Below are 25,415 nucleotides of genomic sequence, written 5' to 3' on the forward strand. Positions count from 1 at the left end.
GCACCATGCGGCGACAACTGTTCATTGTGCCGACTCTTGACGCTCTGTGAGGCAAACCCTATGGTCGCCGGACACAAGGGACGTCCTACGTCCCATTTTTCTGGCTGAGCACTCGATCGATTGCAACGGCGCATCGGGAGGGTCCGCATGGCATGCCCGTACGAGGTCTCCGTCCCGTTCCGGGCCGGGGTCGGGGGGTACGCGAGCTACCGGATTCCGGCGGTGGTGGTCACGCGCGCCGGGACGCTGCTGGCCTTCGCCGAGGGGCGGGTGGGGTCGTCCGCCGATCACGGGGACATCGACCTGGTGCTGAAGCGGTCCGCCGACGGGGGCCGGACCTGGGGCGCGCCCGCGGTCGTCGCGCGCAACGGGGACGGAACGGCGGGGAACCCTGCGCCGGTGGTGCTGGAGGACGGACCGCACGCGGGCCGGATCGTCCTGGTGCACGTCCGCAGCGCCGCCTCCGCGACCGAGGACCGGATCCGCCGCGGCGAGGTGTCCGCGGAGGACGGGCGGCGGGTGTGGCTGACGTACAGCGACGACGACGGCGTGAGCTGGAGCGCGGCCCGCGAGATCACCGCGCAGGCCAAGCGCCCCGAGTGGCGCTGGTACGCCACGACGCCGGGTCACGCGCTGCGATTACGCCACGGCGACCACGCGGGCCGGATCGTCGTACCGGCCAACCACTCCCTCCCCCCGACGGTCCCCGGCGACATCGGCACCGAGGGCCGCTACAACGGCGGGCACGACCTGCTGAGCGACGACGACGGCGAGACCTGGCGGATCGGGTACGTGGACGACGACCCGGACGGCTACATCAACGTCAACGAGACGACCGCCGCCGAACTCCCCGACGGCCGGGTCTACTTCAATACCCGCAACGACGCGACCGCGCCCGGCACCCGCGCCGACGCCTGCTCCCGCGACGGCGGCGCGACCCTGGCCACCCCCTTCCGGCCGCAGGCCGGGCTGGTGACGCCGGTGGTCGAGGGCTGTGTGCTGCACCTCGGTGACCCGGATGTCCTGCTGTACTCCGGGCCCGCCGCGCCCGGCTTCCGGGCCCTGATGACGGTGCGGGCGAGCCGCGACGGCGGGGTCACCTGGCAGGTGGCGCACACCGTGGACGGGCTGCCCGCCGCCTACTCCGACCTGGTCAGGATCGATCGGGACACGGTCGGACTGCTCTACGAGACCGGCGACTTCAGCGCCTACTCGACCATCACATTCCGGCGCATTCCGGTGGAGGAGCTGGTATGAGCATGTCAGAAAACGCGGGATTCGGCCGGCGTGCCGTCCTCGGCGGCGCGGCCGCCGCGGCGGCCGGGTTCGCCCTCGCCGGATGCGGCGGGGACGACGACGGGGGCGACGAGCCCAAGGGCCGCAAGAAGGGCGAGAAGATCACCCTGTCCTTCTGGTCCTGGGTGCCGGGCATCGACAAGCCCGTGGACCTGTGGAACAGCAAGAACCCCGAGGTCCGGGTCAAGGTCGAGAAGGTGTCGGCGGTCGAGGGCGCCCAATACGCGAAGATGCACGCCGCGATCAAGGCGGGCAACCCGCCCGACCTCGGCCAGATCGAGTACCCGGTGGTGCCCAGCTTCCTGATCGACAACGGGCTGCTCGACCTCACGAAGTACGGGATCGAGCGGTACAAGGACAAGTTCGTCGGCTGGCAGTGGCAGCAGTCGGTGTTCGGCAAGGGCGTGTACGCGGTACCGCAGGCGTCCGGGCCGATGGGGCTGTTCATCCGTCAGGACCTGTTCGACAAGTGGGGCGTGGAGCCTCCCACCACCTGGGACGAGTACGAGGCGGCGGCCAAGGCGATACGGAAGAAGGGCGCCTGGATCGAGACGTTCTCGGCGACCAACGGCAACCGTTTCGCGGGCCTCGCCTGGCAGGCCGGGGCGCGCTGGTTCGGCGCCCGGGGCGACACCTGGACCGTCTCGATCGACGACGAGCCGACCGTCAAGGTCGCCGACTACTGGGACGCGCTGGTCAAGCAGAAGCTGATCAAGACCATCCCGGACCGGCAGAACGCCTGGTACAAGGACGTCCAGACCGGCGCGATGGCCTCCTGGCTCGGCGCCAGCTGGGGCGACGCGCTGCTGGTCGGCAACGCGCCCAGGACCGCCGGGAAGTGGCGGGTCGTCCCCATGCCGCAGTGGAAGCGGGGGGACGGGGCGTACGCCAACTGGGGCGGCTCCACGACCGCCGTCTTCGCCAAGTCCAAGTACCCCAAGGACGCCCTGGCGTTCGCGGTCTGGCTCAACACCGACCCCGAGTCGATCAAGCTGCTGATCGAGAACGGCTACGGCACCCCCGGCGCCAAGCAGGGCTACGCCACCTCCGACCTCGACGTCCACAAGGACTTCTTCGGCGGGCAGGCGTACAGCAAGGTGTTCGACGACGCGAGCAAGGGCGTGGACACCAGCTGGAAGTGGGGCCCGGCCACCGACACCCTCTACCAGCGGCTCGGCGACGCCTTCACGGCGGCCATCGGCGACGGATCGTCGTTCCGGTCGGTGCTGACGAAGGTGCAGCGGGACACGATCAGCGACCTCAAGGAAAAGGGCCTCAAGGCGGAGGCCGGATGACGAGCCCGGTGCGGCGCCGCGGGTGGCACCTGACGCGGGCCGAGGCGCGCGGCGCGCGGGCGGCGGCCGGTTTCCTGCTGCCGTTCCTCGCGCTGTTCCTCCTCTGCTTCATCGCCCCCATCGGCTTCGCGCTCTACGAGAGCCTGCTGAAGGTCGAGCGCACCGGCCCGCTCGGCCTCGGCGGCGAGACGAAGGACGTCTGGGCGGGCCTCGCCAACTACACCCACGCCCTCCAGGACGGACACTTCACCGCCGGATTCGGGCGGGTGCTGCTCTTCGGCGCCGTCCAGATCCCGGTGATGATTGCCTTCGCCACCGCGCTGGCGCTGCTGCTGGAGGCGGCGTCCGCGCGCTGGGTCGGCTTCTTCCGCACCGCCTTCTTCCTGCCGTACGGGGTGCCCGGGGTGATCGCCTCGATCCTGTGGGGCTTCCTCTACGTACCGGGGATCAGCCCGCTGGTGGAAATGGCGCACTCGGCGGGCTGGGACGTCGACTTCCTGGGCCGCTCCACCGTGCTGTGGTCCATCGCCAACATCGTGACCTGGCAGTTCACCGGCTACAACATGTTGGTGCTGATCGCGCAGCTCAAGGCGGTGCCGGGGGAGCTGTACGAGGCGGCGAAGATCGACGGCGCGAGTGCCGGGCAGATCGCCCTGCACATCAAGCTCCCCCTGATCAGGCCCGCCCTCGTCCTCACCACGGTCTTCAGCCTCATCGGCACCCTCCAGCTGTTCGCCGAGCCCAAGGTGCTCAAACCGCTCAGTAACTCGATCGACTCCGGCTACACCCCCAACCTGGCCGCCTACAACGAGGCGTTCACCAGCAACAACCAGCACATCGCGGCGGCCGAGGCGGTGCTGCTCGCGGTCGTGGCGTGCGTGCTGTCCTTCGGCTTCCTGCGGCTGGTGGGCCAGCGGGGGAAGGGCGGGGAGGACCGGTGAGCCAGGCGGACGACCCGGGCCGGCAGGGCGCGGAACCGGCCACCGGCGCGGGCGTGGCCGAACGACCCCCGGACCCCGCGCCCGGCGGCGGCCCCGCGCCCGGCGGCGGCCCCGCGCCCGGCGTGGCCCACCCGGACCGCCGACGCGCGGAGCGCGGTCGGCGGCCCGCCTTGCGGTACCGCGTCATCACCGTCTCGCTGCTCGCCGTCGCCGCCGTCTACTTCCTCACGCCCGTCTACTGGCTCGTCGTCTCCTCGACCAAGTCCAGCAGCGACCTCTTCGGCACCTTCGGCTTCTGGTTCCACGACCCCGACCCCCTCGGCCGTCTGCGCCAGGTACTGACATACGACGACGGCATCTACGCACGGTGGTTCGCCAACAGCCTGATGTACGCGGGCGTCGGCGCCCTCGCCGCGACCCTGCTGTCGGCCGCCGCCGGGTACGCCCTCGCCAAGTTCCGCTTCCCCGGGCGGGAGGGGATCTTCAACGTCATCCTGGCCGGGGTCCTCATCCCCGGCACCGCGCTCGCCCTCCCCCTCTACCTCCTCTTCAGCCGCATCGGCCTGGCCAACACCTACTGGGCCGTCCTCGTCCCCAGCGTCGTCAGCCCCTTCGGCGTCTACCTCTGCCGGATCTACGCGGCCGCCGCCGTCCCCGACTCGCTGATGGAGGCGGCGCGGATCGACGGGGCGGGGGAGGCGCGGATCTTCTCCACGGTGGGGCTGCGGCTGATGACCCCGGCCCTGGTCACCGTCTTCCTGTTCCAGTTCGTGCACATCTGGAACAACTTCTTCCTCCCCCTGGTCATGCTCTCCGACTCCGACCTCTATCCGATCCAGCTCGGCCTGACCTCCTGGACGGGATACGCGGACCGGCAGCCGGAGCTGTACCAGTACACGGTCGGCGGCGCCTTCCTGTCCGTGCTGCCGCTGATGGTGCTGATGGGCGTCCTCCAGCGGTATTGGCGCACGGGGCTCACGGAGGGGAGCGTGAAGGCCTGACGTGGGCGTGACAGTATCGCTGTCATGACTACTCCTGACGGCACGACCGCCCCGAACGAAGCCCCCGCCAAGAAGGCCCCCGCCAAGGACCCCTGGGACCTCCCGGACGTCTCCGGCCTGGTCGTCGGCGTGCTCGGCGGCACCGGCGACCAGGGCCGCGGCCTCGCCTACCGGCTGGCCCGGGCCGGACAGAAGGTGATCATCGGCTCCCGCGCGGCCGAGCGCGCACAGACCGCGGCCGAGGAGCTGGGCGGCGCCGGGCTGGGCATCGAGGGCGCGGACAACGCCGAGTGCTCGCGCCGCAGCGACATCGTGATCGTCGCGGTCCCGTGGGAGGGCCACGGCAAGACGCTGGAGGCGCTGCGGGAGGAGCTGAGCGGCAAGCTCGTCATCGACTGCGTCAACCCGCTGGGCTTCGACAAGAAGGGCGCGTATGCCCTGAAGCCGGAGGAGGGCAGCGCCGCCGAACAGGCCGCGGCCCTGCTCCCGGACTCCCGCGTCACCGCCGCCTTCCACCACCTGTCGGCCGTGCTGCTCCAGGACCCGGAGATCGCGGAGATCGACACGGACGTCATGGTGCTGGGCGAGTCCCGCGCGGACACCGACCTGGTGCAGGCGCTGGCCGCCCGCATCCCCGGCATGCGGGGCGTCTTCGCGGGCCGGCTGCGCAACGCCCACCAGGTCGAGTCCCTGGTGGCCAACCTGATCTCGGTCAACCGCCGCTACAAGGCCCACGCGGGCCTGCGCGTCACGGACGTCTGAGCGGACGTCCGAGCGGACGTCCGAGCGGAGCCCGCGCCGTACGCCCCGGCGGGGCATGGGCGACAATGTCGACAAGCGCACCCCCGACAGAACCCCACAGGAGCCACCCCCATGCCCCGCCTCGCCGTCTACGCCCTCCTCGTCTGCGCCCTGACCGTCACCGCGGCCGTCGTCTCGTTCGCGCGGGGCAGCTGGCTCGGCGTCGTCTGGGTCCTGCTCGCCGGGATCTCGTCCAACATGGCCTGGTTCTACGTACGCAGGGCCAAGGCCGAGCGGGACGCCGAGCGCGAGGCCACGGGCGCTACGAGCTGATCCCCGGGAACTGCGGCGCGCCCTGCCAGAAGCGGAAGAACTCCTGGCCGAAGTAGGTCTCGAACGGCGTCACCCCGAGCCCCCGCATGATCGCGTCGACCGCGTCGAAGAAGACCTGGTTGACCTCGGGTATCCACAGGATGCCGAAGACCGCGAGCAGCCCGAACGGAGCGTACGGCTCGACCTGCCGCCGGATCCGGTGGGACAGCCACGGCTCGATCACCCCGTAGCCGTCGAGCCCCGGCACCGGCAGGAAGTTCAGGATCGCGGCGGTGACCTGGAGCAGCGCCAGGAACGCGAGCGCGAAGCGGAAGACCAGCGGCACCTGGCCCGCGCCGCCGAGCCAGAACGGGGCGGTGAGCGCGGCGGCGAACAGCACGTTCGTCAGCGGTCCCGCGGCCGAGATCAGGCTGTGCCGCCAGCGGCCCCGGATCCGGTGCCGCTCGATGAAGACCGCCCCGCCCGGCAGCCCGATCCCGCCCATGATCACGAAGATGACGGGCAGCACGATGCTCAGGGCCACATGCGTGTACTTCAGCGGGTTGAGGGTCAGATAGCCCTTCGACTCGATCGACAGATCGCCGCCGTGCAGCGCGGTACGGGCGTGCGCGTACTCGTGCAGGCACAGCGAGACGACCCAGCCGGAGACCACGAAGAGGAAGACCGCGAAGCCGGGGCTGGAGGAGTAGTCCGTCCACACCGCCCACGCGGACACGGCCATGATGGCGACCAGACCGAGGAAGACGGGACTGATCCGCCGCTCACGGCGGCTGATGGCGGTGGTCATGCGCGAGGTTTCTCCGTCCGGTACCGGTCATGGTGCGTCGTACGGTGCCCCGCTCGACGCCCGGAAAACGTTGGACGGGGTGCCGGGAGTTCCGGGCAGAGTGGACCCATGCCGCCATCCACATCGTCACCCCCGGCCACCGGACACCCGGCGGACAAGCGGACGGGCGAGGTCCGGGAGCGGGTGAACCGGGAGCCGTGACCGTCGACAACAATGGGGCCGTGCGCTACGCCATCCTCGGCACCACCCAGGCCCACCACGACGACGGCACCCCCGTCGACCTCGGCGGCGCACGGCTGCGCGCCCTGCTGACCGCGCTCGCCCTGACACCGGGGCGGCTGCGGACGAACGGCGCGCTCATCGCCGAGGTCTGGGACACCGACCCGCCCGCCGACGAGAACGGCGCGCTGCAGGCCCTCGTCGCGCGGCTGCGGCGGGCCGTCGGCAAGGCGGCCATCGCGTCCGGCCCCGGCGGCTACCGGCTGTGCGCCGAGCCCGACGACGTCGATCTGCACCGCTTCGAACGGCTCGCGGAGGAGGGCGCCCGCGCCCTCGCCGACGGCGACCCGGCCAAGGCCGCCGCGGCGTACGACGAGGCCCTCGCCCTGTGGCGCGGCCCGGCGCTCACCGACCTTCCCGACGCGATGGCCGCGGCCGCCCGCGCCGAGGCCCAGCGGCTGGACGCCCGGCGCGGCCGGATCGCCGCCGGCCTCGCCCTCGGCGACGCCGCCCAGGCCCTCCCCGCGCTCGCCGAGCTGTGCGACGCGCACCCCCTGGACGAGCCGCTGCACGCGCTGCGCATCCGCGCCCTGCGGGACACCGGCCGGACCGCGGAGGCGCTGGCCGCGTACGAGGCGCTCCGGGTGGAGATCGCCGACCGGCTGGGCGCCGACCCGGGCCCCGAGCTGCGCGCCCTGCACGCGGAGCTGCTGGACCCCGCCCCGGCGCCCGCCCGCCCGCCACGGCCGCCGTACGGGGCGCAGCGCCCGGCGCGCCCCGAACGGCCGGAGCGCCCCGCGCGCGGCGGCAATCTGCGGGCCCGGCTCACCAGCTTCGTCGGCCGGGAGGCCGATCTGGCCGCGCTGCGCACCGATCTGGCCGCGCACCGGCTGGTCACCCTCCTCGGGCCCGGCGGCGCGGGGAAGACCCGGCTGTCCCAGGAGGCCGCCGAGTCGGTCGCGACCGCCTGGCCGGACGGGGTGTGGCTGGCCGAACTCGCCCCCGTGGACGACCCGGAGACCGTGCCCGAGACCGTGCTCACCGCGCTCGGCGCGCGCGAGACCGTCATCCGCGGCAGCGCCGCCGAGGGGCTGCGCGCCGCGGCCGACCCGACCGCCCACGATCCGCTCGCGCGGCTCGTGGAGCACTGCGAACCGCGCCGGATGCTGATCGTGCTCGACAACTGCGAGCATCTGGTCGAGGCTGCGGCGCGGCTCGCCGACTCCCTGCTGGCCCGCTGCCCCGGCGTCACCGTCCTGGCCACCAGCCGCGAACCGCTCGCCGTCCCCGGCGAGCTGGTGCGCCCGGTGGAGCCGCTGCCGGACCCGGTGGCGCTGCGGCTGTTCCAGGAGCGGGGCGCGGCGGCCCGCCCCGGCTTCCGCGCCGACGACGACCCGGCGGCGTGCGCCGAGATCTGCCGGCGCCTGGACGGCCTGCCGCTGGCCGTCGAACTGGCCGCCGCCCGGCTGCGGCTGCTGGGCCCACGGCAGATCGCCGACCGCCTCGACGACCGCTTCCGCCTGCTGACCAGCGGCAGCCGCACCGTGCTGCCCCGCCAGCAGACGCTGCGCGCCGTCGTCGACTGGTCCTGGGACCTCCTCGACGACCGCGAGCGCACCGTCCTCGCCCGCCTCTCCGTCTTCGCGGGCGGCTGCGACCTCACCGAGGCCGAGGCGGTCTGCGGCGACCCGCGCGACCGCAGGCCCGTCGACCCCCGGGACGTCGCCGGGCTGCTCGGGTCCCTGGTCGACAAGTCGCTGGTGGTCGCCGCGCCCGGCACGGACGGCGAGATGCGCTACCGGCTGCTGGAGACCGTCGCCGAGTACGCGGCCGAGCGGCTGGACGAGGCGGGGGAGCGGGCCGTGGTCGAACGGCGGCACCTGGTCGCGTACCGGGAGCTGGCCCGTACCGCCGACCCGTTGCTGCGCGGCCGCGAACAGCGCGTCTGGCTGCCCCGGCTGGAGACCGAGCACGAGAACCTGCGCACCGCGCTGCGCCGGGCCGTCGCGGCGGGCGACGAGCAGGAGGCGCTGTGCCTGGTGCTGTCGCTCGGCTGGTTCTGGAACCTGCGCGGCCACCGCGGCGACGCACGCCACTGGGCGACGGCCGTGGCGCGGCTGGGCCCCAACCCGTTCGAGCCGCCGGTCACCCCGGCGCCCCCGCTGCACCGGAGCTGCACGGACGAACCGCCGCCGATGGAGCCCGAGTTGCTTCAGGAGGCGCGGCGCGGGGTGCGGCTGTTCGCTCTGGCCAACCTCGAAGGCAACATGAGGGCCATGGACGACGAGGTGCTCCGGCAGGAGATGCGGGGCATCGTCGAGGCCTACCGCCCGGGGCTGCCGCAGACCTGCCGGATTCCCGGCGTCATGTGGTTCTTCGCGGTGCTGCTGACGGGCGACCTCGCCCTGATGCGGGAGGTCGTGGACGCGTCGGTGCGCACCAGCCGGAAGCTGGGCTACACCTGGGAGCTGGCCTTCACCCTCCAGATGCGGGCCAAGGTCATGACCCAGCGCGGCGGAGGCGATCTCGGGGAGCAGGCGCGCCGGGACGCCGACGAGAGCCTGGAAATCTTCAAGAGCCTCGGTGACGCCTGGGGCACGGCCGAGGCGCTGTCCGGGCGCGGCGAGACCCTGGAGCTGATCGGCGACGGCCGGGCCGCGGCCGACGACTACCGGGCGGCGATCGCTTACGTCGAGGAGCTGGACGCGCATTCCCACGTCTCGCTGCTCAGGGCCCGGCTGGCGGGGCTGCACGTCGAGCACGGGGACGAGCCGGAGGCGGCGGAGGGCGAGCGGGTCCTGCGCGAGCTGCTGGAGCAGCCGCAGCAGGCGGGTACCGAGGCCGCGACGTACGTCCGGATGCACCTGGCCCACCGGTGCGGCGTCACGGGCCGGGTGGCCGAGGCCCGGGAGCATCTGGCGGTGCTGCACGAGGAGTTCGGCAACCGGGCGCTGGAACTGTTCGAGGGCCTGGTCGAGGGGATGATGGCCTGGCTGGACCTGATGGAGGGGCAGCCGGGGGAGGCGCTGACCCGGATTCGCGGGGCGCTGTCGAAGACCGGTGACCTCATGTCCCAGGTGGTCGCCCCGCAGGTGCCCGTGATCCAGCTGCTGACGGCCGCGCGGGCACTGGCCGCCCTCGGCGGCGCGGAGCGGGCCGAGGTCGGGGCACGGCTGCTCGGCGCCTACGACGCGCTGCGGCCCGGCCTCCAGCGGATCCCCGCCAAGGAGCGGGCGGACCGGGCGGCGGGCGTGGCGGCGATACGGGCCTGGCTGGACGACGGGAGTTTCGAGCGGGCGTACGCGGAGGGCGGGGGCCTCACCGTGGAGGAGGCCGCCGCCCTCGTCTGAGCCACCACTCAGGTCTTCGTACGGAACTTGCGCACCGCCAGCGGCGCCATGACCACCGTGATGGCCAGCGCCCACACCAGGGCGACGGTCACCGGATGGGCGAGCGGGCCGTGGCCGCTGGTCAGCGAGCGCGCCGCGTCGGCGAGCTGGGAGAGCGGGTTGTACTTGGTGAAGGACTGCAGCCAGCCCGGCATGGTGTTGGTCGGCGCGAAGATCGACGAGCCGAACTGCAGCGGCATGATCACCAGGAAGCCGAGGCCCTGCACCGCCTGCGGTGTCTTCAGCGACAGCCCCAGCAGCATGAAGACCCAGGTCAGCGACGACCCGAAGATCAGGGCCAGGACGACAGCGGCGGCCAGCTCGGCCGGGCCGGTCTTCAGCTCGAAGCCCATGATGAAGCCCATGGCCAGCAGGATGAGGGTGGACACCAGCATCCGACCGGTCTCCACGATCAGCTTGGCGATCAGCACCGAGGAGCGGGCGATCGGCATCGTGCGGAAGCGGTCCATCACTCCCTTGCGGAAGTCGTCGTTGACGCCGGTGCCGACCGACATGGCGATGTTGAGCCCGCCCATCGCCATCATCCCGGGGATGAAGTAGTTGACGTACTCGCCGCGGTCGCCGCCCGACACCGCGCCACCGAAGACATAGGTGAACAGCAGCGAGAAGACGATGGGCATCAGCAGCGCGTCGAACATCGACTCCGGGTCCTGCTTGATCTGCAGCGCGTTCCGCCGCACCAGGGCGCCGATGTGCCGGAGATTGGCGCGCAGCCCGATCCGCCCCTCGCCGGGCAGGTCCTTCGCCGAAGCGGTCACCGTTGCCGTACTCACGCGGCAACCTCCTCAAGGGACGTGTCGTTCTTGCTGGGCTCGGGCGTCGAGGCCTTCTGGCCGGTGATGGCCAGGAACACCTCGTCCAGGCTGGGCAGATGGGTGTCGATCCCGGCGATCGCGAAGCCGCGCTCGCCGAGCAGGCCGATCACCGCCGTCAGCTGCTCGTCGCTGATGATCGGCACGTTGACCAGGCCCTCCTCCACGTCCGCGGTCGCGCCGCCGACGCCGTCGAGCCCGGCCTGCGCGATGGCGCCGACCATGCGGTTCAGCTCACCGGGGTCGGAGGGGCGTATCTGCAGGGTGCGCCCGCCGACCTTGGCCTTCAGCTCGTTGACCCGGCCCTCGGCGATGATCTTGCCTCGGTCGATGACCGTGAGGTCGTGCGCCAGCTGCTCGGCCTCCTCCATGTACTGGGTGGTCAGCAGCACCGTGGAGCCCTCGGCGACCATGCGCTTGACCTCGTCCCACACCTCGTTGCGGGTGCGCGGGTCGAGACCGGTCGTCGGCTCGTCCAGATAGAGCACCGCGGGGCGGCCGATCATGGAGGCGGCCAGGTCCAGCCGGCGGCGCATCCCGCCGGAGTAGGTGGCCGCGGCCCGCTTCGCGGCGTCCGTCAGCGAGAACCGCTCCAGCATGGCGTCCGCGCGCGCCCGGGCCTCCTTGCGGGGCAGATCGAGCAGCCGCCCGATCATGTACAGGTTCTCCCAGCCGGAAAGCTTCTCGTCGACCGAGGCGTACTGCCCGGTCAGGCCGATCGTGCGGCGCAGCTGCCGGGGCTGCCGCACCACGTCGTACCCCGCCACGACGGCGGTGCCGGCGTCCGGCACCAGCAGGGTGGACAGACAGCGGACGAGGGTGGTCTTCCCGGCTCCGTTGGGGCCGAGGACACCGAGGACGGTGCCTTCCGGCACGTCCAGATCCACCCCGTCGACCGCCTTGGTGTCGCCGAAGTGCTTGATCAGCCCCCGTACTTCGACGGCGTTGCCGTCCCTGATCTTGTGTTCCTGTCGCGTCATGTCGTAAGAGTGACACCCGGCGCCGACAGATCACCGACAAGCGGCAGACAGCCCGCCGACGGGGGACGGTCGGCGGGCTGTCGATGTACCGCGATGGCTCGTCGTGCCTCAGTGGAACATCAGTGGAAGGAGTGCTCCTCGGCGGGGTACGCCCCGCCGACGACGTCCTCGGCGAAGGCGCGCGCCGCGTCGCCCAGCACCTCCCGCATCCGGGCGTAACTCTTGACGAAGCGCGGTACCCGGCCGCCGGTCATGCCCGCCATGTCCGTCCACACCAGCACCTGGGCGTCGCACTCCGCGCCCGCGCCGATGCCGATGGTCGGGATGTGCAGCGAGCGGGTGACCTCGGCGGCCAGCTCGGCCGGGACCAGCTCCAGGACGACGCCGAAGGCGCCCGCGTCCTGCACGGCCTTGGCGTCGCGCAGCAGCTGCTGGGCGGCCTCCTCGCCGCGCCCCTGCACCGGGTAGCCGCCGTACGCGTTGACGGACTGCGGGGTGAGGCCGATGTGCGCCATGACCGGGATGCCGGACTGGACGAGCAGGTCGATCTGGTGGGCGGAGCGCTCGCCGCCCTCCAGCTTGACCGCGCCCACCCCGGCCTCCTTGACCAGCCGGGTGGCGTTGCGCAGCGCCTGGACCGGGCCCTCCTGGTACGAGCCGAAGGGCAGGTCGCCGACGACGAGGGCGCGCTTGGTGCCGCGTACGACGGCGGCGGACAGCAGGGCGATCTCGTCCATCGTGACGGGCACCGTGGACTCGTAGCCGAGGTGGCAGTTGCCCATCGAGTCGCCGACCAGCATGACGGGAATGCCCGCCTCGTCGAAGACGGAGGCGGTCATCGCGTCGTAGGCGGTGAGCATGGGCCACTTCTCGCCGCGCTCCTTGGCGGCGGCGAGGTCACGGACGGTGACGCGGCGGGAACTCGTCCCCCCGTACAGCGCCTTCGGTGACTGCTTTTGCGCAGGGCTGACGTGCGTCATTACGACGGCTCCTGTTCGTCATCTCGAGGCGCCCTGACGGCGTCCCCGGACCACCCCCATGCTGGCACGCCTCCCGACGCTGCGAAAGTGGGGACATTCGCGCACGGATGAGCATTCGATGGACAAAGGCTCGCAAAGTCTTTCCCATACGAGACGGGACCGTATCGGAACGGTTCTAGCCTGGGCCATATGGCAGCAGCCCCTTCCGCCGAGGCGATTCACCGCAGACGGTGGGCGATCCTGGTCGTCCTCATGTTCAGCGTCCTGGTCGTCGTCCTGGACAACTCGATACTCAACGTGGCGATGAAGACCATCGCCACCCCCAAGCCCACCGGTCTCGGCGCCACCCAGAGCCAGCTGGAGTGGGCCATCAACGCCTACACGCTGGTCTTCGCGGGGCTGCTGTTCACCGCCGGGCTGCTCGGCGACCGGCTCGGCCGCAAGAAGATGCTGCTCGGCGGCATGACCGTGTTCGGTATGGGCTCGGTGCTGGCCGCCTTCTCCGGTTCGCCCGGCGAGCTGATCGGCTTCCGGGCGCTGATGGGCCTGGGCGCGGCCTTCGTGATGCCCGCCACCCTGGCCATCCTGGTGAACGTCTTCGAGCGCGAGGAGCAGGCGAAGGCCATCGGCATCTGGGTCGCCGCGGTCGGCCTCGCCATCGCCATCGGGCCGATCACCGGCGGTGTGCTGCTGGAGCACTTCTGGTGGGGCTCGGTCTTCTTCGTCAACGTGCCCGTCGTGGCCGCCGGGATCATCGCCATGATCCTGCTCGTCCCCGACTCCAGGGACCCCGCGCCCGGCCGGCTGGACCCGCTGGGCGTGCTGCTGTCCGTCATCGGCCTGGTGCTGCTGGTGTACGGGATCATCAAGGGCGGCCAGCTCGCCGACTTCACCGACGCCCAGGTGCTGGCCACGATCGGCGCCGGACTCCTCGTGCTGGCCCTGTTCGTCCGGCACGAGAAGCGCAGCGACCATCCGGCGATCAACGTCGACTACTTCCGCAACCCCGCCTTCTCGGCCGCCATCGCCGCCGTCGCGCTGGTCTTCTTCGCGCTCATGGGCGTGACCTTCTTCATGGTCTTCTACATCCAGAGCGTGCGCGGCTTCAGCGCCCTGGACTCCGGGCTGCTGCTCCTGCCGCTGGCGGCCGCGCAGCTGCTGTTCGCGCCGCGCGCCCGGCTGGTCGTGGAGCGGTTCGGCGCCCGCGCCGTGTGCACGTGCGGGATGCTGCTGGTGGCCGCCACCATGGCCGGGTTCCTGCTGCTGGACACCGACTCGCCGCTGTGGGTGCTGGAGGTGCTGTTCTTCTTCCAGGGCGCGGGGATGGCGCACATCATGCCGCCGGTCACCACCGCGATCATGCAGGCGCTGCCGCGGGAGAAGGCCGGTTCCGGGTCGGCCCTGAACAACACCTTCCGGCAGGTCGGCGGCGCGCTCGGGGTCGCCGTCCTCGGCTCGGTGCTCTCCGCGACGTACCGCGACGGCATCCAGAGCACCCTCGCCGCCGTCCCCGGTCTCTCCGACTCCGCGCGGCACTCCGCGGGCGAGTCCGTCGAGGCCACCCTCGGCCTCGCCGCGCACCTGGGGCCCGCCGGGCGGGCGCTGGTGGGCCCCGCGCACGACTCCTTCATCCACGCGATGCACCTCACCGCGCTCGGCTCCTCCGGTGTCGCCCTGTTCGGCGCGCTGGTCGTGGCGGCCTTCCTGCCCGGCAAGGACGCGGACGGCGGCGGCCCCGGCAGCGGGCGGCCGCGCGAGAAGGCCGGGGCGGGGGCCGACCGATGACGGCGCCGCACGCCGTCCCGGCACGTGGGCGGCCGCGCAGCGCCGCCACCGACGCCGCGATCATCGAGGCCGCGCTGCGGCTGCTGGAGGAGGGCTCGACCGTCGGCGCGCTGTCCATCGAGGGGATCGCGCGCGCGGCGGGGGTGGCCAAGGCCACCGTCTACCGCCGCTGGCCCAACAAGAACGCGCTGATGCTGGACGTCCTGCGGTCGTTGGAGGAACCGGGCCCCCAACCGGCCGGGGTCTCGGCCCGCGACGACCTCGTCACCCTCCTGGAGTTCCTGCGGCGGCGCGGGCTGGCCAAGCGCGACTCCGCCCTGATGCGCAGCGTCCTGGCCCAGGCGCACGCCCACCGGGAGCTGTGGCGGGCGTACGAGGAGAACGTCATCGAGGTCCGCCGGGAGACGCTGCGGTCGGTGCTGCGGCGGGGCATCGCCAGCGGTGAGATCCGGGCGGACACCGATCCCGAGCTGCTGGCCGACCTGTTCACCGGCCCGATGCTCGCGCGCGCGATCCTCCACGAGCGGCGGGAGTTGCCGGAGGGGCTGGCCGAGCGGATCGTGGACACCGTTCTGGAGGGGGTCTCGGCGCGCGGCTGAGACGGCGTGTGCGAGCGTAGGACGCCACGGCGCGTCCCGGCGCCGTGGCGCCCGTTGCTTTGTGCCTGTTGCGTCACAACCGCCCCCGTTGTCGCGGGATGCGGAACCCCCGCGTACCGCCCGGGCGTCCACCGGGCAGGGACGCCCGGTGGGGGCGTCGGGAATGCCCTGGTCATCGCCTAGGGTCTTGAGCGATCGGCGGCAGCGGCAAGTGAGGGACGGACAGCGCATGGTGCAGGCGTACACGCAGGAGACGGGACAGTCCGGGGGCGCACCCCAGCGGACCGGCTCCCGGTTCGACCGCCTGCGCGACCGGCTCCGGCACAGCCGCGGAATCTGGCGGCGCGGTCTGCTGCTCGCGGCGTTCGCGATCCTGCTCGCGCTGGTCATGATCTTCCACGCCGACATCCCCAACCGCGTCGGCAACCTCGGCAGCCTGCTGGAGACCTTCCTGCCGTGGCTCGGGGTGTTCCTCCCGGTGCTGCTGGTGCTCGGCCTGGTGCGGCGGTCGGCGAGCGCCCTGGTGGCGCTGGTGCTGCCGGTCGCCGTCTGGCTGAACCTCTTCGGCGGGCTGATGTTCTCCGACAAGTCCGGCGGCGACGGCGACCTGACCGTCGTCACCCACAACGTCAACGCCGACAACTCCGACCCGGTGGCCACCGCGAAGGACGTGGCCGCCTCGGGCGCGCAGGTGGTGGCGCTGGAGGAGCTGAGCGCCAAGGCCGTACCGACGTACACCAAGGCGCTCGCGGGCACCTACCGCTACCACGCCGTGCAGGGCACGGTCGGGGTGTGGAGCAAGTACCCGCTGTCCGGGACCAAGCCGGTCGACATCAAGATGGGCTGGACCCGGGCGCTGCGCACCACCGTCAGCGCGCCGAGCGGCGAGGTCGCCGTCTACGTCGCCCATCTCCCCTCCGTGCGCGTGAAGTTCAACGCGGGCTTCACCGCCGGGCAGCGCGACGCGAGCGCCGACGCGCTGGGCGAGGCCATCCGCGACGAGCCGCTGGACAAGGTGATCCTGCTCGGCGACCTGAACGGCACGATGAACGACCGCTCGCTGGCCCCCGTCACCTCGCAGATGCGCTCCGCGCAGGGCGCCGCGGGGGACGGCTTCGGCTTCAGCTGGCCCGCCTCGTTCCCGATGGCCCGCATCGACCAGATCATGGTGCGCGGGGTGAACCCGGTCTCGGCCTGGACACTGCAGCAGACCGGCAGCGACCACCTTCCGCTAGCGGCGTCCGTCGCGCTCTGAGCCTGCTAATCGAAGATCTAACACGCTGTTCACCTTGAGGATGGTGCCCAGGAAATAAGTGCGTGAGAGACTTTGTTCCGATAGAGAACATACGCACGATCGCACGCTCTCCTTCCTTACCGCTTGTGAAAGGTCTCTCATGCCCCTGGCACTGCTCGCTCTCGCGATCTCTGCCTTCGGTATCGGCACCACAGAATTCGTGATGATGGGCCTGCTGCCCAACGTCGCCGACGATCTGGGCACCTCGGTGCCGACCGCTGGCTACCTCGTCTCCGCCTACGCCATCGGCGTCGTCATCGGCGCCCCGCTGCTCACCGCCCTCGGTGCGCGCATCCCCCGCAAACGCATGCTCGTCCTGCTGATGGCGCTCTTCACGGTCGGCAACCTCGCCTCCGCGCTCGCCCCCTCGTTCGGCCTGCTGCTCGCCGGGCGGGTGCTCGCCGGGCTGCCGCACGGCGCGTTCTTCGGTGTCGGCGCGGTGGTCGCCTCCCGGCTGGTGAGCGAGGAGAAGCAGGCCCGCGCGGTCGCCACCATGTTCCTGGGCCTGACGATCGCCAACATCGTCGGCGTCCCCGTGGGCACGGCGCTCGGCCAGGGCCTGGGCTGGCGCGCCACCTTCCTGGTCGTCACCGGCATCGGCGTCGTCGCCATGGCGTCCCTCGCCCGGCTCGTCCCGCAGGTGCCGCAGAACCAGCACGGCGGCCTCGCGCACGAACTGCGCGCCCTCGGCAACCGGCAGGTGCTGCTCGGGCTGCTCACCGCGGTCTTCGGCTTCGCCGGCGTCTTCGCCGTCTACAGCTACCTCGCCTCGATGGTGACCGAGGTCACCGGCTTCGCCGAGTCCTCCGTCACGATCGTGCTCGCCCTCTTCGGCATCGGCATGACCCTCGGCGCGCTGGTCGCCGGACCGCTCACCGACCGCGCGCTGCGGCCCACGCTGTACGGGTCGCTGGCCGCGCTGGCCGTGATGCTGGTGGTGTTCGACTTCACCGTGCACATCAAGTGGGCGGCGCTGGTCTCGGTCGTCCTGCTCGGCGCGGTGGGCTTCATGACCACCACGCCGCTGCAGATGCTCGTCATGAACAAGGCGAAGCACGCCCCGACCATCGCCTCCGCCTCCAACCACTCGGCCTTCAACCTCGCCAACGCGGGCGGGGCCTGGGCCGGCGGCGCCGCCATCTCGGCCGGCTGGGGCTGGACCTCCCCGACCCTGGTCGGCGCGGCGCTCGCGGTGGTCGGCCTGGCGATAGCCGTGACCGCGGGCCTGCTGGACCGCGGCTCCTCGGAGAAGTCCCGCGTCGTCGCGGGCAGCGATTCGGTGCCCACGCTGTCCGAGGTGCGCTGACCTTCTGTCCATGCGCCCCCGCCGCACGGCGGGGGCGCATGCGTGCGTCTACGGCACCGTGAGCACGATCTTCCCCCGGGTGCGGCCGGTGGCGCTCAGCTCGTGCGCCTTCGCCGCGTCCGTCAGCGGGAACACCCCGTGCAGCGGCACCCGGAACCGGCCCTCGGCGGCCAGGGCCGCCGCCACCGCGAGCCCGTCGTGGCCGGGCGCGTCCCCGCTGCCGGCCCAGGTCATATGCACGCCGTGCTCGTGCGCGGCCATGTCGGCCACCGACACCACCCGCCGCGCGTCCCCCGCGATCGCGACGAGATCCGGCAGCGAGCCCGAGCCCGCCGCGTCCAGCACCGCGTCGACCCCGCCGGGCGCCAGCGCCGCGACCCGTTCCCCGAGGCCGGGCCCGTACGTGGTGGGCGTCGCCCCGAGCCCGGCGAGGAACGCGTGGTTCATCTCCCGAGCCGTACCGATCACGGTGGCCCCTCGCGCGGCCGCGAGCTGCACCACCGCCGTGCCGACGCCCCCGGCCGCGCCCTCGACCAGCAGCGTCGTACCCGCGGTGACGCCCAGCAGGTTCAGCGCGCGGGTCGCGGTCTCCACGTTGCCCGCCGCCCCGCCCGCCTCCTCCCAGCTCAGCGCGTCCGGCTTGGCAGCCCAGGCGGTCAGCACGGCGAACTCGGCGGCCGCGCCCCCGAGCCGGTCGGTGGCGACGATCCCGAACACCGCGTCCCCGACCGCCACCCCGCTGACGCCCTCCCCGACCTCGTCCACGACCCCCGCGGCGTCCATCCCGGGGATGTGCGGCAGCGGCAGGTCGGGCAGGAACCCGGCTGGGATCGCCCCCGCCCGCAGCTTCCAGTCACTCGGGGTGACCCCAGTGGCCCGTACGGCGATGCGGATCTCACCGGGCCCGGCATGCGGCTCGTCCGCCTCGCCGACGGTGAGCACCTCCGGCGGGCCCAGCTCGGAGTACTGCAAAGCAAACATTTCGGTACCTCTCGCTCGACTTCCACCGACGCTAACAACGAATCGGAACAGGGCGTCCGTTTCTGCGTAAAGTGAGAGACATGGCCGACGAACCGTCTCGGAAGCGCACCGACGCCCGGCGCAACCGCCACCGCATCCTCGAGGTCGCCCACCACACCTTCGCCGCGCACGGGCTCGACGTGCCGATGCGCGCCATCGCCCGCCGCGCCGGCATCGGACCCGCGACCCTCTACCGCCACTTCCCCACCAAGGAGGCGCTGGTCACCGAGACCTTCGCCGAGCAGCTGGCCCAGTGCGTGGCGTCCCTCGACGCCGCCCTCGCCGACCCCGACCCCTGGCACGGCTTCTGCGCGCTCATCGAGAAGGTGTGCGCCATGCAGGCCACGGACCGCGGCTTCACCGCCGCCTTCCTCGCCACCCTCCCCGACTCCCTGGCCACCGACTTCGAGCGCGTCCGCGACCACAACGTGCGCCGCTTCGCCGAGCTGACGCGCCGCGCCCAGCGGAGCGGACAGCTGCGGCCCGACTTCGTACCGGGCGACATCAAGCTGCTGATCATGGCCAACGGAAGCATCGGTTCCGCCGCCGCCTCCCGCCGCCTCGTGGCCCTGCTGCTCCAGTCACTCCAGGCCCATCCCACCGACCCACCGGCCCCCTTGCCCCCGCCCCCGTCGTGACCCCGGGGACTCAGCCCCCACCCCGCCCCTCCCCGAAACCAGGGAGCCGCGCCCTTGGACCCCGCGGAAGGGTGCGCCCCGGTCCCCGGCGGGCCGGAAGTGGGCCGTGGGCCGGGCCGGTGGCGGGTGGCCGCCGATGCGGTGGAAGGGGCGTGGCACCTCCCCCCAGGCCGGGCCGAACGCGGCTCGTGGGTGGCGCCGCCGCCCGGCACCCGCTTCCGGCGGGCCGGAAACGGGCCGGAACCGGGGCCACCCATGAGTGGCCGCTACGACGCGCGAGAGGCGGGGCGCCCTGCCCCGTCCAGCGCCCCTGAGCCGGGGCGGGGCCGAGTTGGGAGGGGCCCGGGACGCCTGGCCCCTCCAGATGCCCGCCCTCCCGGCGGGCCGGAAGTGGGCCGGGACGGGGCCACCGGTGGGTGGACGCCTACGACGCGGGAGGGGGCGGGGTCGCAGGGGTGGGGTCCTGGACGCTGACGTGTATGTGTGGCGCCGATCGCTCGACGTTCACGACACGCTCTGCGTCAGCGGCGCCGTAAATATACGGTCCAGGGCCCTGCCCCGGAGGCCCCGCACCCGGCACCGGGAGCAAACCCCAGGCGTACCCACCCCGCACCCGCACCGGAACCCCGCACGCCGGCTCAGCCGGATTCGCGCCAGCGGTTCGTGATCGGGAGGCGGCGGTCCTTGCCGAAGCCCTTCGCGGAGATCTTCGTCCCCGGCGGGTACTGGCGGCGCTTGTACTCCGCCGTGTCGACCAGCCGCAGGATCCGCGTCACCAGCTCCTCGTCGTAGCCCGCCGCGACGATCTCCTGCCGCCCCTGGTCGCGGTCCACGTACAGCTCCAGGATGCGGTCGAGCACGTCGTAGTCCGGGAGGGAGTCGGTGTCGACCTGGCCCGGCCGCAGTTCGGCGCTCGGCGGCTTGGTGATGGAGTTCTGGGGGATGGGCGGGGTCTGGCCCCGCTCTTCCGCGGCGCGGTTGCGCCACTTGGCGAGCCGGAAGATGGACGTCTTGTAGACGTCCTTGATGGGGCCGTACGCGCCCACGGAGTCCCCGTAGAGCGTCGAGTACCCGCACGCCAGCTCGGACTTGTTGCCCGGGGCGAGCACGATGTGGCCCTCCTCGTTGGAGAGCGCCATCAGCATCGTGCCGCGCAGCCGCGACTGCAGGTTCTCCTCGGCGAGCCCGGTGAGGTTCAGCGACCCCATGTAGGCGTCGAACATCGGGGCGATCGGGACGGTGCGGAAGTTGAGCCCGGTGCGCCGCGCCAGTTCGGTCGCGTCGGCGATCGAGTGCTCGGAGGAGTAGCGGGACGGCATGGCCACGCCGTAGACGTTCTGCGCGCCGACCGCGTCGCACGCGATCGCCGCGACGAGGGCGGAGTCGATGCCGCCGGAGAGCCCGATCAGCACGCTGCGGAAGCCGTTCTTCGCGACGTAGGCCCGCAGCCCGACCACCAGCGCGGTGTAGATCTCCTCGTCGTCGTCGAGCCGCTCCGCCTCGCCGCCCGCGAGGCCCGGCTCCGGGTCGTAGGCGGGGAGCGGGGCGGCGGAGAGGGTGCGGTGGTCGATGCGGAGGCCGTCGTCCACGATGCCTTCGGGGACGGCGTCCGGGTCGGCGGCGGGCAGGTCGAGGTCGACCACGACGCACCCCTCGGCGAACTGCGGGGCGCGGGCGATCACTTCACCGTCGCGGCCGACGATGATCGAGTCACCGTCGAAGACCAGTTCGTCCTGGCCGCCGATCATCGCGAGGTAGGCGGTGGTGCAGCCCGCCTCCTGGGCGCGCTTGCGGACCAGGTCCAGCCGGGTGTCGTCCTTCTCGCGCTCGTACGGCGAGGCGTTGATCGACAGCAGCAGTCCGGCCCCGGCGGAGCACGCGGCGGGCACGCGGCCGCCGTCCTGCCACAGGTCCTCGCAGATGGCGAGCGCGACGTCGATGCCGTGGACGCGGACGACGGGCATGGTGTCGCCGGGCACGAAGTAACGGAACTCATCGAAGACGCCGTAGTTCGGCAGGTGGTGCTTGGCGAAGGTGAGGACGACGGAGCCGCGGTGCAGCACGGCGGCGGCGTTCTGCGGGGAGCCGGCGGGCTGGCCGTAGCGCCGGGCCCGCTCGCTGCGGTCGAGATAGCCGACGATCACCGGCAGCTCGCCCAGGCCCTCGGCGTCCAGCCGCTCGGCCAGCGCGCGCAGCGCGGCGCGTGACGCCTCCACGAAGGAGGAGCGCAGCGCGAGGTCTTCGACGGGGTACCCGGTCAGCGCCATCTCGGGGAACGCCACCAGATGGGCGCCCTGCTCGGCGGAGTGCCGGGTCCAGTGGACTATCGACTCGGCGTTCCCGGCGAGGTCGCCGACGGTCGAGTCGATCTGGTTCAGAGCGAGGCGAAGTTGAGGCACGGCGCCCAGTGTAATCGTCTGTCTGACGCGATAACCGGTGCGTGTCCGAGGTCTCCTGCCCGGGCCCCGGCCCCCACCGGCCGTGGTTACTTCTGGTAGCCGAGGACGGTCATCATCCCCGACTCCGAGTGGTAGACGTTGTGGCAGTGGATCATCCACAGCCCCGGATTGTCCGCGTCGAAGTCGACGCTCACCTTCCGGTGCGGCAGCAGGATCGTGGTGTCCTTGCGCGGCCCGCCGTCCGGCAGCTCGTAGGTGTGGCCGTGCACATGCACGGGGTGCCACATCTCGGTGGCGTTGATGAAGGTCAGCCGGACCCGTTCGCCCTCCCGCACCGGATAGCGCTGCGTCGGCTCGTACGGCCTGTCGTTGATCGCCCAGTCGAACTTCCGCATCGACCCCGTCAGCCGCAGCCGGAGCGTGCGGTCCGGCGGGCGCGGCTCCAGCCGTACCGATTCCGCGGCCTTCAGCTGGTCGGCCCGGACCAGCTCGCCGTCCAGTTCCTTGGGGCGCTTGAACTTCCTGGCGCCCTTGCCGCTCGTGTGGAGCACGGCCAGCGTGGACCGCCTCTTGCCCTCGGCGAGGGCGGCGAACGGGAACACCCCGCTCTTCGCGGTGACCAGCACGTCGTACCGCTCGCCCATGCCCAGCAGCAGCGCGTCGGTGGTGGTGTGCCGCACGGGATAGCCGTCGGTGTGGGTGACGGTCATCCGGTGGCCGCCGAGCGCCACCCGGAAGGCGGTGTCGCCGCCCGCGTTGATGATGCGGATCCGGATGCGGTCGCCGCGCTTGGCCCGGAAGACCTGCGGGGAGTCGGGGGTGCGCCCGTTGATGAGGTAGTACCGGTAGGCGACATGGCCCGCCTCACCGCCCAGCAGCTCGCTCGGGGCGCCCGTCAGCAGGCCGGACGGGGCGGAGCGGGTGGGGGAGGGGGACGGGTCGCCGCCGGGCCGGGACATCGGCGGCATACCGCTCGCGGCCGTCTCCGGCCCCTGGCCCGGCGGCCGGGCCGCCGTCCCGTGGGCCATCGGCTGGGCGTCCGTCCCGTGGGCCATGGGCCGGCCGCCGTTCAGCCGGGCCAGCACCTTGTCGGGGGTGTTGCCGCCGACCCCGTCGAGCCAGTCGTCGAGGACGACGATCCACTCCTTGTCGTACTTCAGCGGCTCCCGCGGGTCCTCGACGATCATCGGCGCGTACAGCCCCCGGTCGAGCTGGACACCGGCGTGGGGGTGGATCCAGTAGGTGCCCGGGTTGATCGCCGTGAAGCGGTAGTCGAAGGCCGCGCCGGTGGCGATCGGCGGCTGGGTGATGCCGGGGACGCCGTCCATGTCGTTGCGCAGCCGGATGCCGTGCCAGTGCAGCGTGGTGGGCTGCGGCAGCTGGTTGACCAGGGTGAGGGCGAGGGTTTCGCCCGCGGTGACCCGGATCGCCTGGCCGGGCAGCTGGTCCTCGTACGCCCAGGACTTCACCTGGCGGGCGCCGAGGTCCAGCGTGGTGGCGGTGGCGGTGAGCTGGAGCCGCCGGACTGGCCCCGGGCCGCGCCGGTCCTCGCGGTCCCGGACCTCCGGGCCGTGCGGGGAGATGTACTCCGACGGGGTTGCCGCGGCCGGTCCCGCCTGCCCGTCCAGCCCGGAGCTGTCCATTCCGTTTCCGCCGCCGGAGGGGCTGCAGGCGCCGAGCAGACCGCCGCTCGCGACGGCGATTCCCGCGCCGAGCACGGCGCGGCGAGAGTGTGCGTGCATGAGTGGGGACCCCAATGCTGGTGGGAGATGTGCGCATGGGCGGCGGCCGCGTCCGCCGCGTCCCGCGCCGCATCGGGGCGGGAGGCGGCGGACGCGCCGCTATATGCGCTGCACCAGCAGCCGGTGGCGTTCGCGCACCGCCGTCTCCCCGGTCTCATCCTCTGATGATCGTGACAATACGACAGCTTACCCCCAAGGGGTATGAAAGGGGGCATCGTGCGGCCGGGGGCGTCCCCGTGCCGCGATCAGCGCGGGCCCGGCGCGGGTCCGCCGGCGGGCCGCATGAAAGTACGATGCACACATCGTGTCGGAGCGGGAGGAGCGCGAGGAGCGGGTCCGGACGGGTCCGAAACCTCGCCGAAACCCCGCCGCGTGATACTGGGGACGTCGAGGTGCCCCGCGCCCGCTGAAAGAGCCGTTTGACCTGCAAGGATAGGGGACCATGGATAAGCAGCAGGAGTTCGTGCTCCGTACCCTCGAAGAGCGCGACATCCGGTTCGTGCGGCTGTGGTTCACCGACGTCCTCGGCTTCCTCAAGTCCGTGGCCGTCGCCCCCGCCGAGCTGGAGGGCGCCTTCGACGAGGGCATCGGCTTCGATGGCTCCGCGATCGAGGGCTTCGCCCGGGTCTACGAGTCCGACATGATCGCCAAGCCGGATCCGGGCACCTTCCAGATCCTGCCCTGGCGCGCCGAGGCCCCCGGGACCGCCCGGATGTTCTGCGACATCCTCATGCCGGACGGCTCCCCCTCCTTCGCCGACCCGCGCTACGTGCTCAAGCGCATCCTCGCCAAGACCTCCGACCTCGGCTTCACCTTCTACACCCACCCCGAGATCGAGTTCTTCCTGCTCAAGCAGAAGCCCATGGACGGCACCCGCCCGGTGCCCGCCGACTCCTCCGGCTACTTCGACCACACCCCGCAGAACATCGGCATGGACTTCCGCCGCCAGGCCATCACCATGCTCGAATCGATGGGCATCTCGGTCGAGTTCTCCCACCACGAGGGCGCCCCCGGCCAGCAGGAGATCGACCTGCGCTACGCCGACGCGCTCTCCACCGCCGACAACATCATGACCTTCCGCCTGGTCATGAAGCAGGTCGCGCTGGAGCAGGGCGTCCAGGCCACCTTCATGCCGAAGCCGTTCTCCGAGCACCCCGGCTCGGGCATGCACACCCACCTCTCCCTCTTCGAGGGCGACCGCAACGCGTTCTACGAGTCGGGCGCCGAGTTCCAGCTCTCCAAGGTCGGCCGCTCCTTCATCGCCGGGCTGCTCCGCCACGCCGGGGAGATCTCCGCCGTGACCAACCAGTGGGTCAACTCCTACAAGCGCATCTGGGGCGGCTCCCAGCGCACCGCGGGCGCGGGCGGCGAGGCCCCCTCGTACATCTGCTGGGGCCACAACAACCGCTCCGCCCTCGTCCGGGTCCCCCTCTACAAGCCCGGCAAGACCGGCTCCACCCGGGTCGAGGTGCGCTCCCTCGACTCCGGCGCCAACCCCTACCTCTCCTACGCCGTGCTGCTGGCCGCGGGCCTCAAGGGCATCGAGGGCGGCTACGAACTCCCGGCGGGCGCCGACGACGACGTCTGGGCGCTGTCCGACGCCGAGCGCCGCTCGCTCGGCATCGAGCCGCTGCCGCAGAACCTGGGCGAGGCCATCAACCTCATGGAGCGCAGCGAACTGGTCGCCGAGACCCTGGGCGAGCACGTCTTCGACTTCTTCCTGCGCAACAAGAAGCAGGAGTGGGAGGAGTACCGCTCCGAGGTGACCCCCTTCGAGCTGCGCAAGAGCCTGCCGGTGCTGTAAGCCCGCGCGGCGGTACGGCCCGGTCCGCGCCGT

General features: G+C 72.1%; 21 protein-coding genes. 14 read left to right on the forward strand and 7 right to left on the reverse strand.

The genetic code is table 11. The features are described 5' to 3' along the window. Window positions 1–147: 147 nt before the first annotated feature. The 6 genes from ABZ562_RS05165 (at window position 148) to ABZ562_RS05190 (ending at window position 5,607) form a co-directional block, all read left to right on the forward strand. Complete coding sequence (locus tag ABZ562_RS05165) at window positions 148–1,257, forward strand: sialidase family protein (protein WP_361474245.1); 1,110 nt, start codon at window positions 148–150, stop codon at window positions 1,255–1,257. Continuing rightward, window positions 1,254–2,591, forward strand: a complete 1,338-nt coding sequence (locus ABZ562_RS05170) for an extracellular solute-binding protein (protein ID WP_361474248.1) — start codon at window positions 1,254–1,256, stop codon at window positions 2,589–2,591. Before ABZ562_RS05165 ends, ABZ562_RS05170 begins: the two co-directional genes overlap by 4 nt. After that, window positions 2,588–3,532, forward strand: a complete 945-nt coding sequence (locus ABZ562_RS05175) for a sugar ABC transporter permease (RefSeq protein WP_361474251.1) — start codon at window positions 2,588–2,590, stop codon at window positions 3,530–3,532. Before ABZ562_RS05170 ends, ABZ562_RS05175 begins: the two co-directional genes overlap by 4 nt. Before the next feature lie 122 nt (window positions 3,533–3,654). After that, window positions 3,655–4,533, forward strand: coding sequence for a carbohydrate ABC transporter permease (locus tag ABZ562_RS05180; RefSeq protein WP_361474532.1), 879 nt, complete (start codon window positions 3,655–3,657; stop codon window positions 4,531–4,533). A 24-nt stretch (window positions 4,534–4,557) separates the two neighbouring features. Next, window positions 4,558–5,295 (forward strand): NADPH-dependent F420 reductase, encoded by a 738-nt coding sequence (npdG, locus tag ABZ562_RS05185; RefSeq protein WP_361474253.1) that lies wholly within the window; start codon window positions 4,558–4,560, stop codon window positions 5,293–5,295. Window positions 5,296–5,406: 111 nt separating this feature from the next. After that, entirely contained in the window at window positions 5,407–5,607 is a 201-nt protein-coding gene (locus ABZ562_RS05190; RefSeq protein WP_361474256.1) for a hypothetical protein, read from the forward strand. On the opposite strand, the gene ABZ562_RS05195 is transcribed toward ABZ562_RS05190, so the two are convergent. After that, complete coding sequence (locus tag ABZ562_RS05195) at window positions 5,597–6,394, reverse strand: site-2 protease family protein (RefSeq protein WP_361474259.1); 798 nt, start codon at window positions 6,392–6,394, stop codon at window positions 5,597–5,599. The two genes, ABZ562_RS05190 and ABZ562_RS05195, sit on opposite strands and share 11 nt — an antisense overlap. A 197-nt stretch (window positions 6,395–6,591) precedes the next feature. Between ABZ562_RS05195 and ABZ562_RS05200 the strand changes: the two genes are divergently transcribed. After that, the gene (locus ABZ562_RS05200) at window positions 6,592–9,963 is read left to right on the forward strand and encodes a BTAD domain-containing putative transcriptional regulator (protein ID WP_361474261.1); all 3,372 of its coding nucleotides are present in this window, start codon (window positions 6,592–6,594) and stop codon (window positions 9,961–9,963) included. Window positions 9,964–9,971: 8 nt separating this feature from the next. On the opposite strand, the gene ABZ562_RS05205 is transcribed toward ABZ562_RS05200, so the two are convergent. The 3 genes from ABZ562_RS05205 to panB form a co-directional block, all read right to left on the reverse strand. After that, window positions 9,972–10,796 (reverse strand): ABC transporter permease, encoded by an 825-nt coding sequence (locus ABZ562_RS05205; RefSeq protein ID WP_361474264.1) that lies wholly within the window; start codon window positions 10,794–10,796, stop codon window positions 9,972–9,974. After that, the gene (locus ABZ562_RS05210) at window positions 10,793–11,815 is read right to left on the reverse strand and encodes an ATP-binding cassette domain-containing protein (RefSeq protein ID WP_361474266.1); all 1,023 of its coding nucleotides are present in this window, start codon (window positions 11,813–11,815) and stop codon (window positions 10,793–10,795) included. Before ABZ562_RS05210 ends, ABZ562_RS05205 begins: the two co-directional genes overlap by 4 nt. A 119-nt stretch (window positions 11,816–11,934) precedes the next feature. Next, window positions 11,935–12,795: a 3-methyl-2-oxobutanoate hydroxymethyltransferase gene (gene panB, locus ABZ562_RS05215; protein WP_361474269.1), complete on the reverse strand. Its 861-nt coding sequence runs from the start codon at window positions 12,793–12,795 to the stop codon at window positions 11,935–11,937. A 189-nt stretch (window positions 12,796–12,984) separates the two neighbouring features. On the opposite strand from panB, the gene ABZ562_RS05220 reads away from it, so the two are divergent. The 4 genes from ABZ562_RS05220 (at window position 12,985) to ABZ562_RS05235 (ending at window position 17,779) form a co-directional block, all read left to right on the forward strand. Then, complete coding sequence (locus tag ABZ562_RS05220; RefSeq protein WP_361474272.1) at window positions 12,985–14,580, forward strand: DHA2 family efflux MFS transporter permease subunit; 1,596 nt, start codon at window positions 12,985–12,987, stop codon at window positions 14,578–14,580. Beyond that, entirely contained in the window at window positions 14,577–15,179 is a 603-nt protein-coding gene (locus ABZ562_RS05225) for a TetR/AcrR family transcriptional regulator (RefSeq protein WP_361474274.1), read from the forward strand. The genes ABZ562_RS05220 and ABZ562_RS05225 overlap by 4 nt, the downstream gene beginning before the upstream one ends. A 229-nt stretch (window positions 15,180–15,408) precedes the next feature. Continuing rightward, window positions 15,409–16,434, forward strand: a complete 1,026-nt coding sequence (locus tag ABZ562_RS05230) for an endonuclease/exonuclease/phosphatase family protein (RefSeq protein WP_361474277.1) — start codon at window positions 15,409–15,411, stop codon at window positions 16,432–16,434. A 139-nt stretch (window positions 16,435–16,573) separates the two neighbouring features. Beyond that, on the forward strand, window positions 16,574–17,779 hold the full coding sequence (locus ABZ562_RS05235; protein WP_361474280.1) for an MFS transporter: 1,206 nt from the start codon (window positions 16,574–16,576) through the stop codon (window positions 17,777–17,779). A 48-nt stretch (window positions 17,780–17,827) separates the two neighbouring features. On the opposite strand, the gene ABZ562_RS05240 is transcribed toward ABZ562_RS05235, so the two are convergent. Next, on the reverse strand, window positions 17,828–18,760 hold the full coding sequence (locus tag ABZ562_RS05240) for an NADP-dependent oxidoreductase (RefSeq protein WP_361474282.1): 933 nt from the start codon (window positions 18,758–18,760) through the stop codon (window positions 17,828–17,830). A gap of 80 nt (window positions 18,761–18,840) precedes the next feature. On the opposite strand from ABZ562_RS05240, the gene ABZ562_RS05245 reads away from it, so the two are divergent. Further along, window positions 18,841–19,437, forward strand: a complete 597-nt coding sequence (locus ABZ562_RS05245) for a helix-turn-helix domain-containing protein (protein WP_361474285.1) — start codon at window positions 18,841–18,843, stop codon at window positions 19,435–19,437. A 638-nt stretch (window positions 19,438–20,075) separates the two neighbouring features. Here ABZ562_RS05245 and ABZ562_RS05250 read toward each other — a convergent pair. Further along, window positions 20,076–21,836 (reverse strand): NAD+ synthase, encoded by a 1,761-nt coding sequence (locus ABZ562_RS05250; protein WP_361474288.1) that lies wholly within the window; start codon window positions 21,834–21,836, stop codon window positions 20,076–20,078. An 86-nt stretch (window positions 21,837–21,922) separates the two neighbouring features. Continuing rightward, the gene (locus ABZ562_RS05255; RefSeq protein ID WP_361474291.1) at window positions 21,923–23,578 is read right to left on the reverse strand and encodes a multicopper oxidase family protein; all 1,656 of its coding nucleotides are present in this window, start codon (window positions 23,576–23,578) and stop codon (window positions 21,923–21,925) included. A 27-nt stretch (window positions 23,579–23,605) separates the two neighbouring features. Here ABZ562_RS05255 and ABZ562_RS05260 point away from each other — a divergent pair, with 27 nt between their 5' ends. After that, on the forward strand, window positions 23,606–23,743 hold the full coding sequence (locus ABZ562_RS05260; protein WP_361474294.1) for a hypothetical protein: 138 nt from the start codon (window positions 23,606–23,608) through the stop codon (window positions 23,741–23,743). 277 nt (window positions 23,744–24,020) lie between these two features. Further along, window positions 24,021–25,382 carry a type I glutamate--ammonia ligase gene (glnA, locus tag ABZ562_RS05265; RefSeq protein WP_361474296.1) on the forward strand — a complete coding sequence of 454 codons (1,362 nt, stop codon included), beginning with the start codon at window positions 24,021–24,023 and terminating at the stop codon, window positions 25,380–25,382. The last annotated feature ends 33 nt before the right edge of the window (window positions 25,383–25,415 follow it).

It is taken from the genome of Streptomyces sp. NPDC019937 (assembly GCF_040631655.1).
GTDB lineage: Bacteria > Actinomycetota > Actinomycetes > Streptomycetales > Streptomycetaceae > Streptomyces.

Bases quoted from the DNA above. Each gene is read 5' to 3' on its own strand.
- ABZ562_RS05165 (WP_361474245.1), top strand. From the start codon at position 148: ATGGCATGCCCGTACGAGGTCTCCGTCCCGTTCCGGGCCGGGGTCGGG.
- ABZ562_RS05170 (WP_361474248.1), top strand. From the start codon at position 1,254: ATGAGCATGTCAGAAAACGCGGGATTCGGCCGGCGTGCCGTCCTCGGC.
- ABZ562_RS05175 (WP_361474251.1), top strand. From the start codon at position 2,588: ATGACGAGCCCGGTGCGGCGCCGCGGGTGGCACCTGACGCGGGCCGAG.
- npdG (WP_361474253.1), top strand. From the start codon at position 4,558: ATGACTACTCCTGACGGCACGACCGCCCCGAACGAAGCCCCCGCCAAG.
- ABZ562_RS05190 (WP_361474256.1), top strand. From the start codon at position 5,407: ATGCCCCGCCTCGCCGTCTACGCCCTCCTCGTCTGCGCCCTGACCGTC.
- ABZ562_RS05195 (WP_361474259.1), bottom strand. From the start codon at position 6,394: ATGACCACCGCCATCAGCCGCCGTGAGCGGCGGATCAGTCCCGTCTTC.
- ABZ562_RS05210 (WP_361474266.1), bottom strand. From the start codon at position 11,815: ATGACGCGACAGGAACACAAGATCAGGGACGGCAACGCCGTCGAAGTA.
- panB (WP_361474269.1), bottom strand. From the start codon at position 12,795: ATGACGCACGTCAGCCCTGCGCAAAAGCAGTCACCGAAGGCGCTGTAC.
- ABZ562_RS05220 (WP_361474272.1), top strand. From the start codon at position 12,985: ATGGCAGCAGCCCCTTCCGCCGAGGCGATTCACCGCAGACGGTGGGCG.
- ABZ562_RS05225 (WP_361474274.1), top strand. From the start codon at position 14,577: ATGACGGCGCCGCACGCCGTCCCGGCACGTGGGCGGCCGCGCAGCGCC.
- ABZ562_RS05230 (WP_361474277.1), top strand. From the start codon at position 15,409: ATGGTGCAGGCGTACACGCAGGAGACGGGACAGTCCGGGGGCGCACCC.
- ABZ562_RS05235 (WP_361474280.1), top strand. From the start codon at position 16,574: ATGCCCCTGGCACTGCTCGCTCTCGCGATCTCTGCCTTCGGTATCGGC.
- ABZ562_RS05240 (WP_361474282.1), bottom strand. From the start codon at position 18,760: ATGTTTGCTTTGCAGTACTCCGAGCTGGGCCCGCCGGAGGTGCTCACC.
- ABZ562_RS05245 (WP_361474285.1), top strand. From the start codon at position 18,841: ATGGCCGACGAACCGTCTCGGAAGCGCACCGACGCCCGGCGCAACCGC.
- ABZ562_RS05255 (WP_361474291.1), bottom strand. From the start codon at position 23,578: ATGCACGCACACTCTCGCCGCGCCGTGCTCGGCGCGGGAATCGCCGTC.
- ABZ562_RS05260 (WP_361474294.1), top strand. From the start codon at position 23,606: ATGTGCGCATGGGCGGCGGCCGCGTCCGCCGCGTCCCGCGCCGCATCG.
- glnA (WP_361474296.1), top strand. From the start codon at position 24,021: ATGGATAAGCAGCAGGAGTTCGTGCTCCGTACCCTCGAAGAGCGCGAC.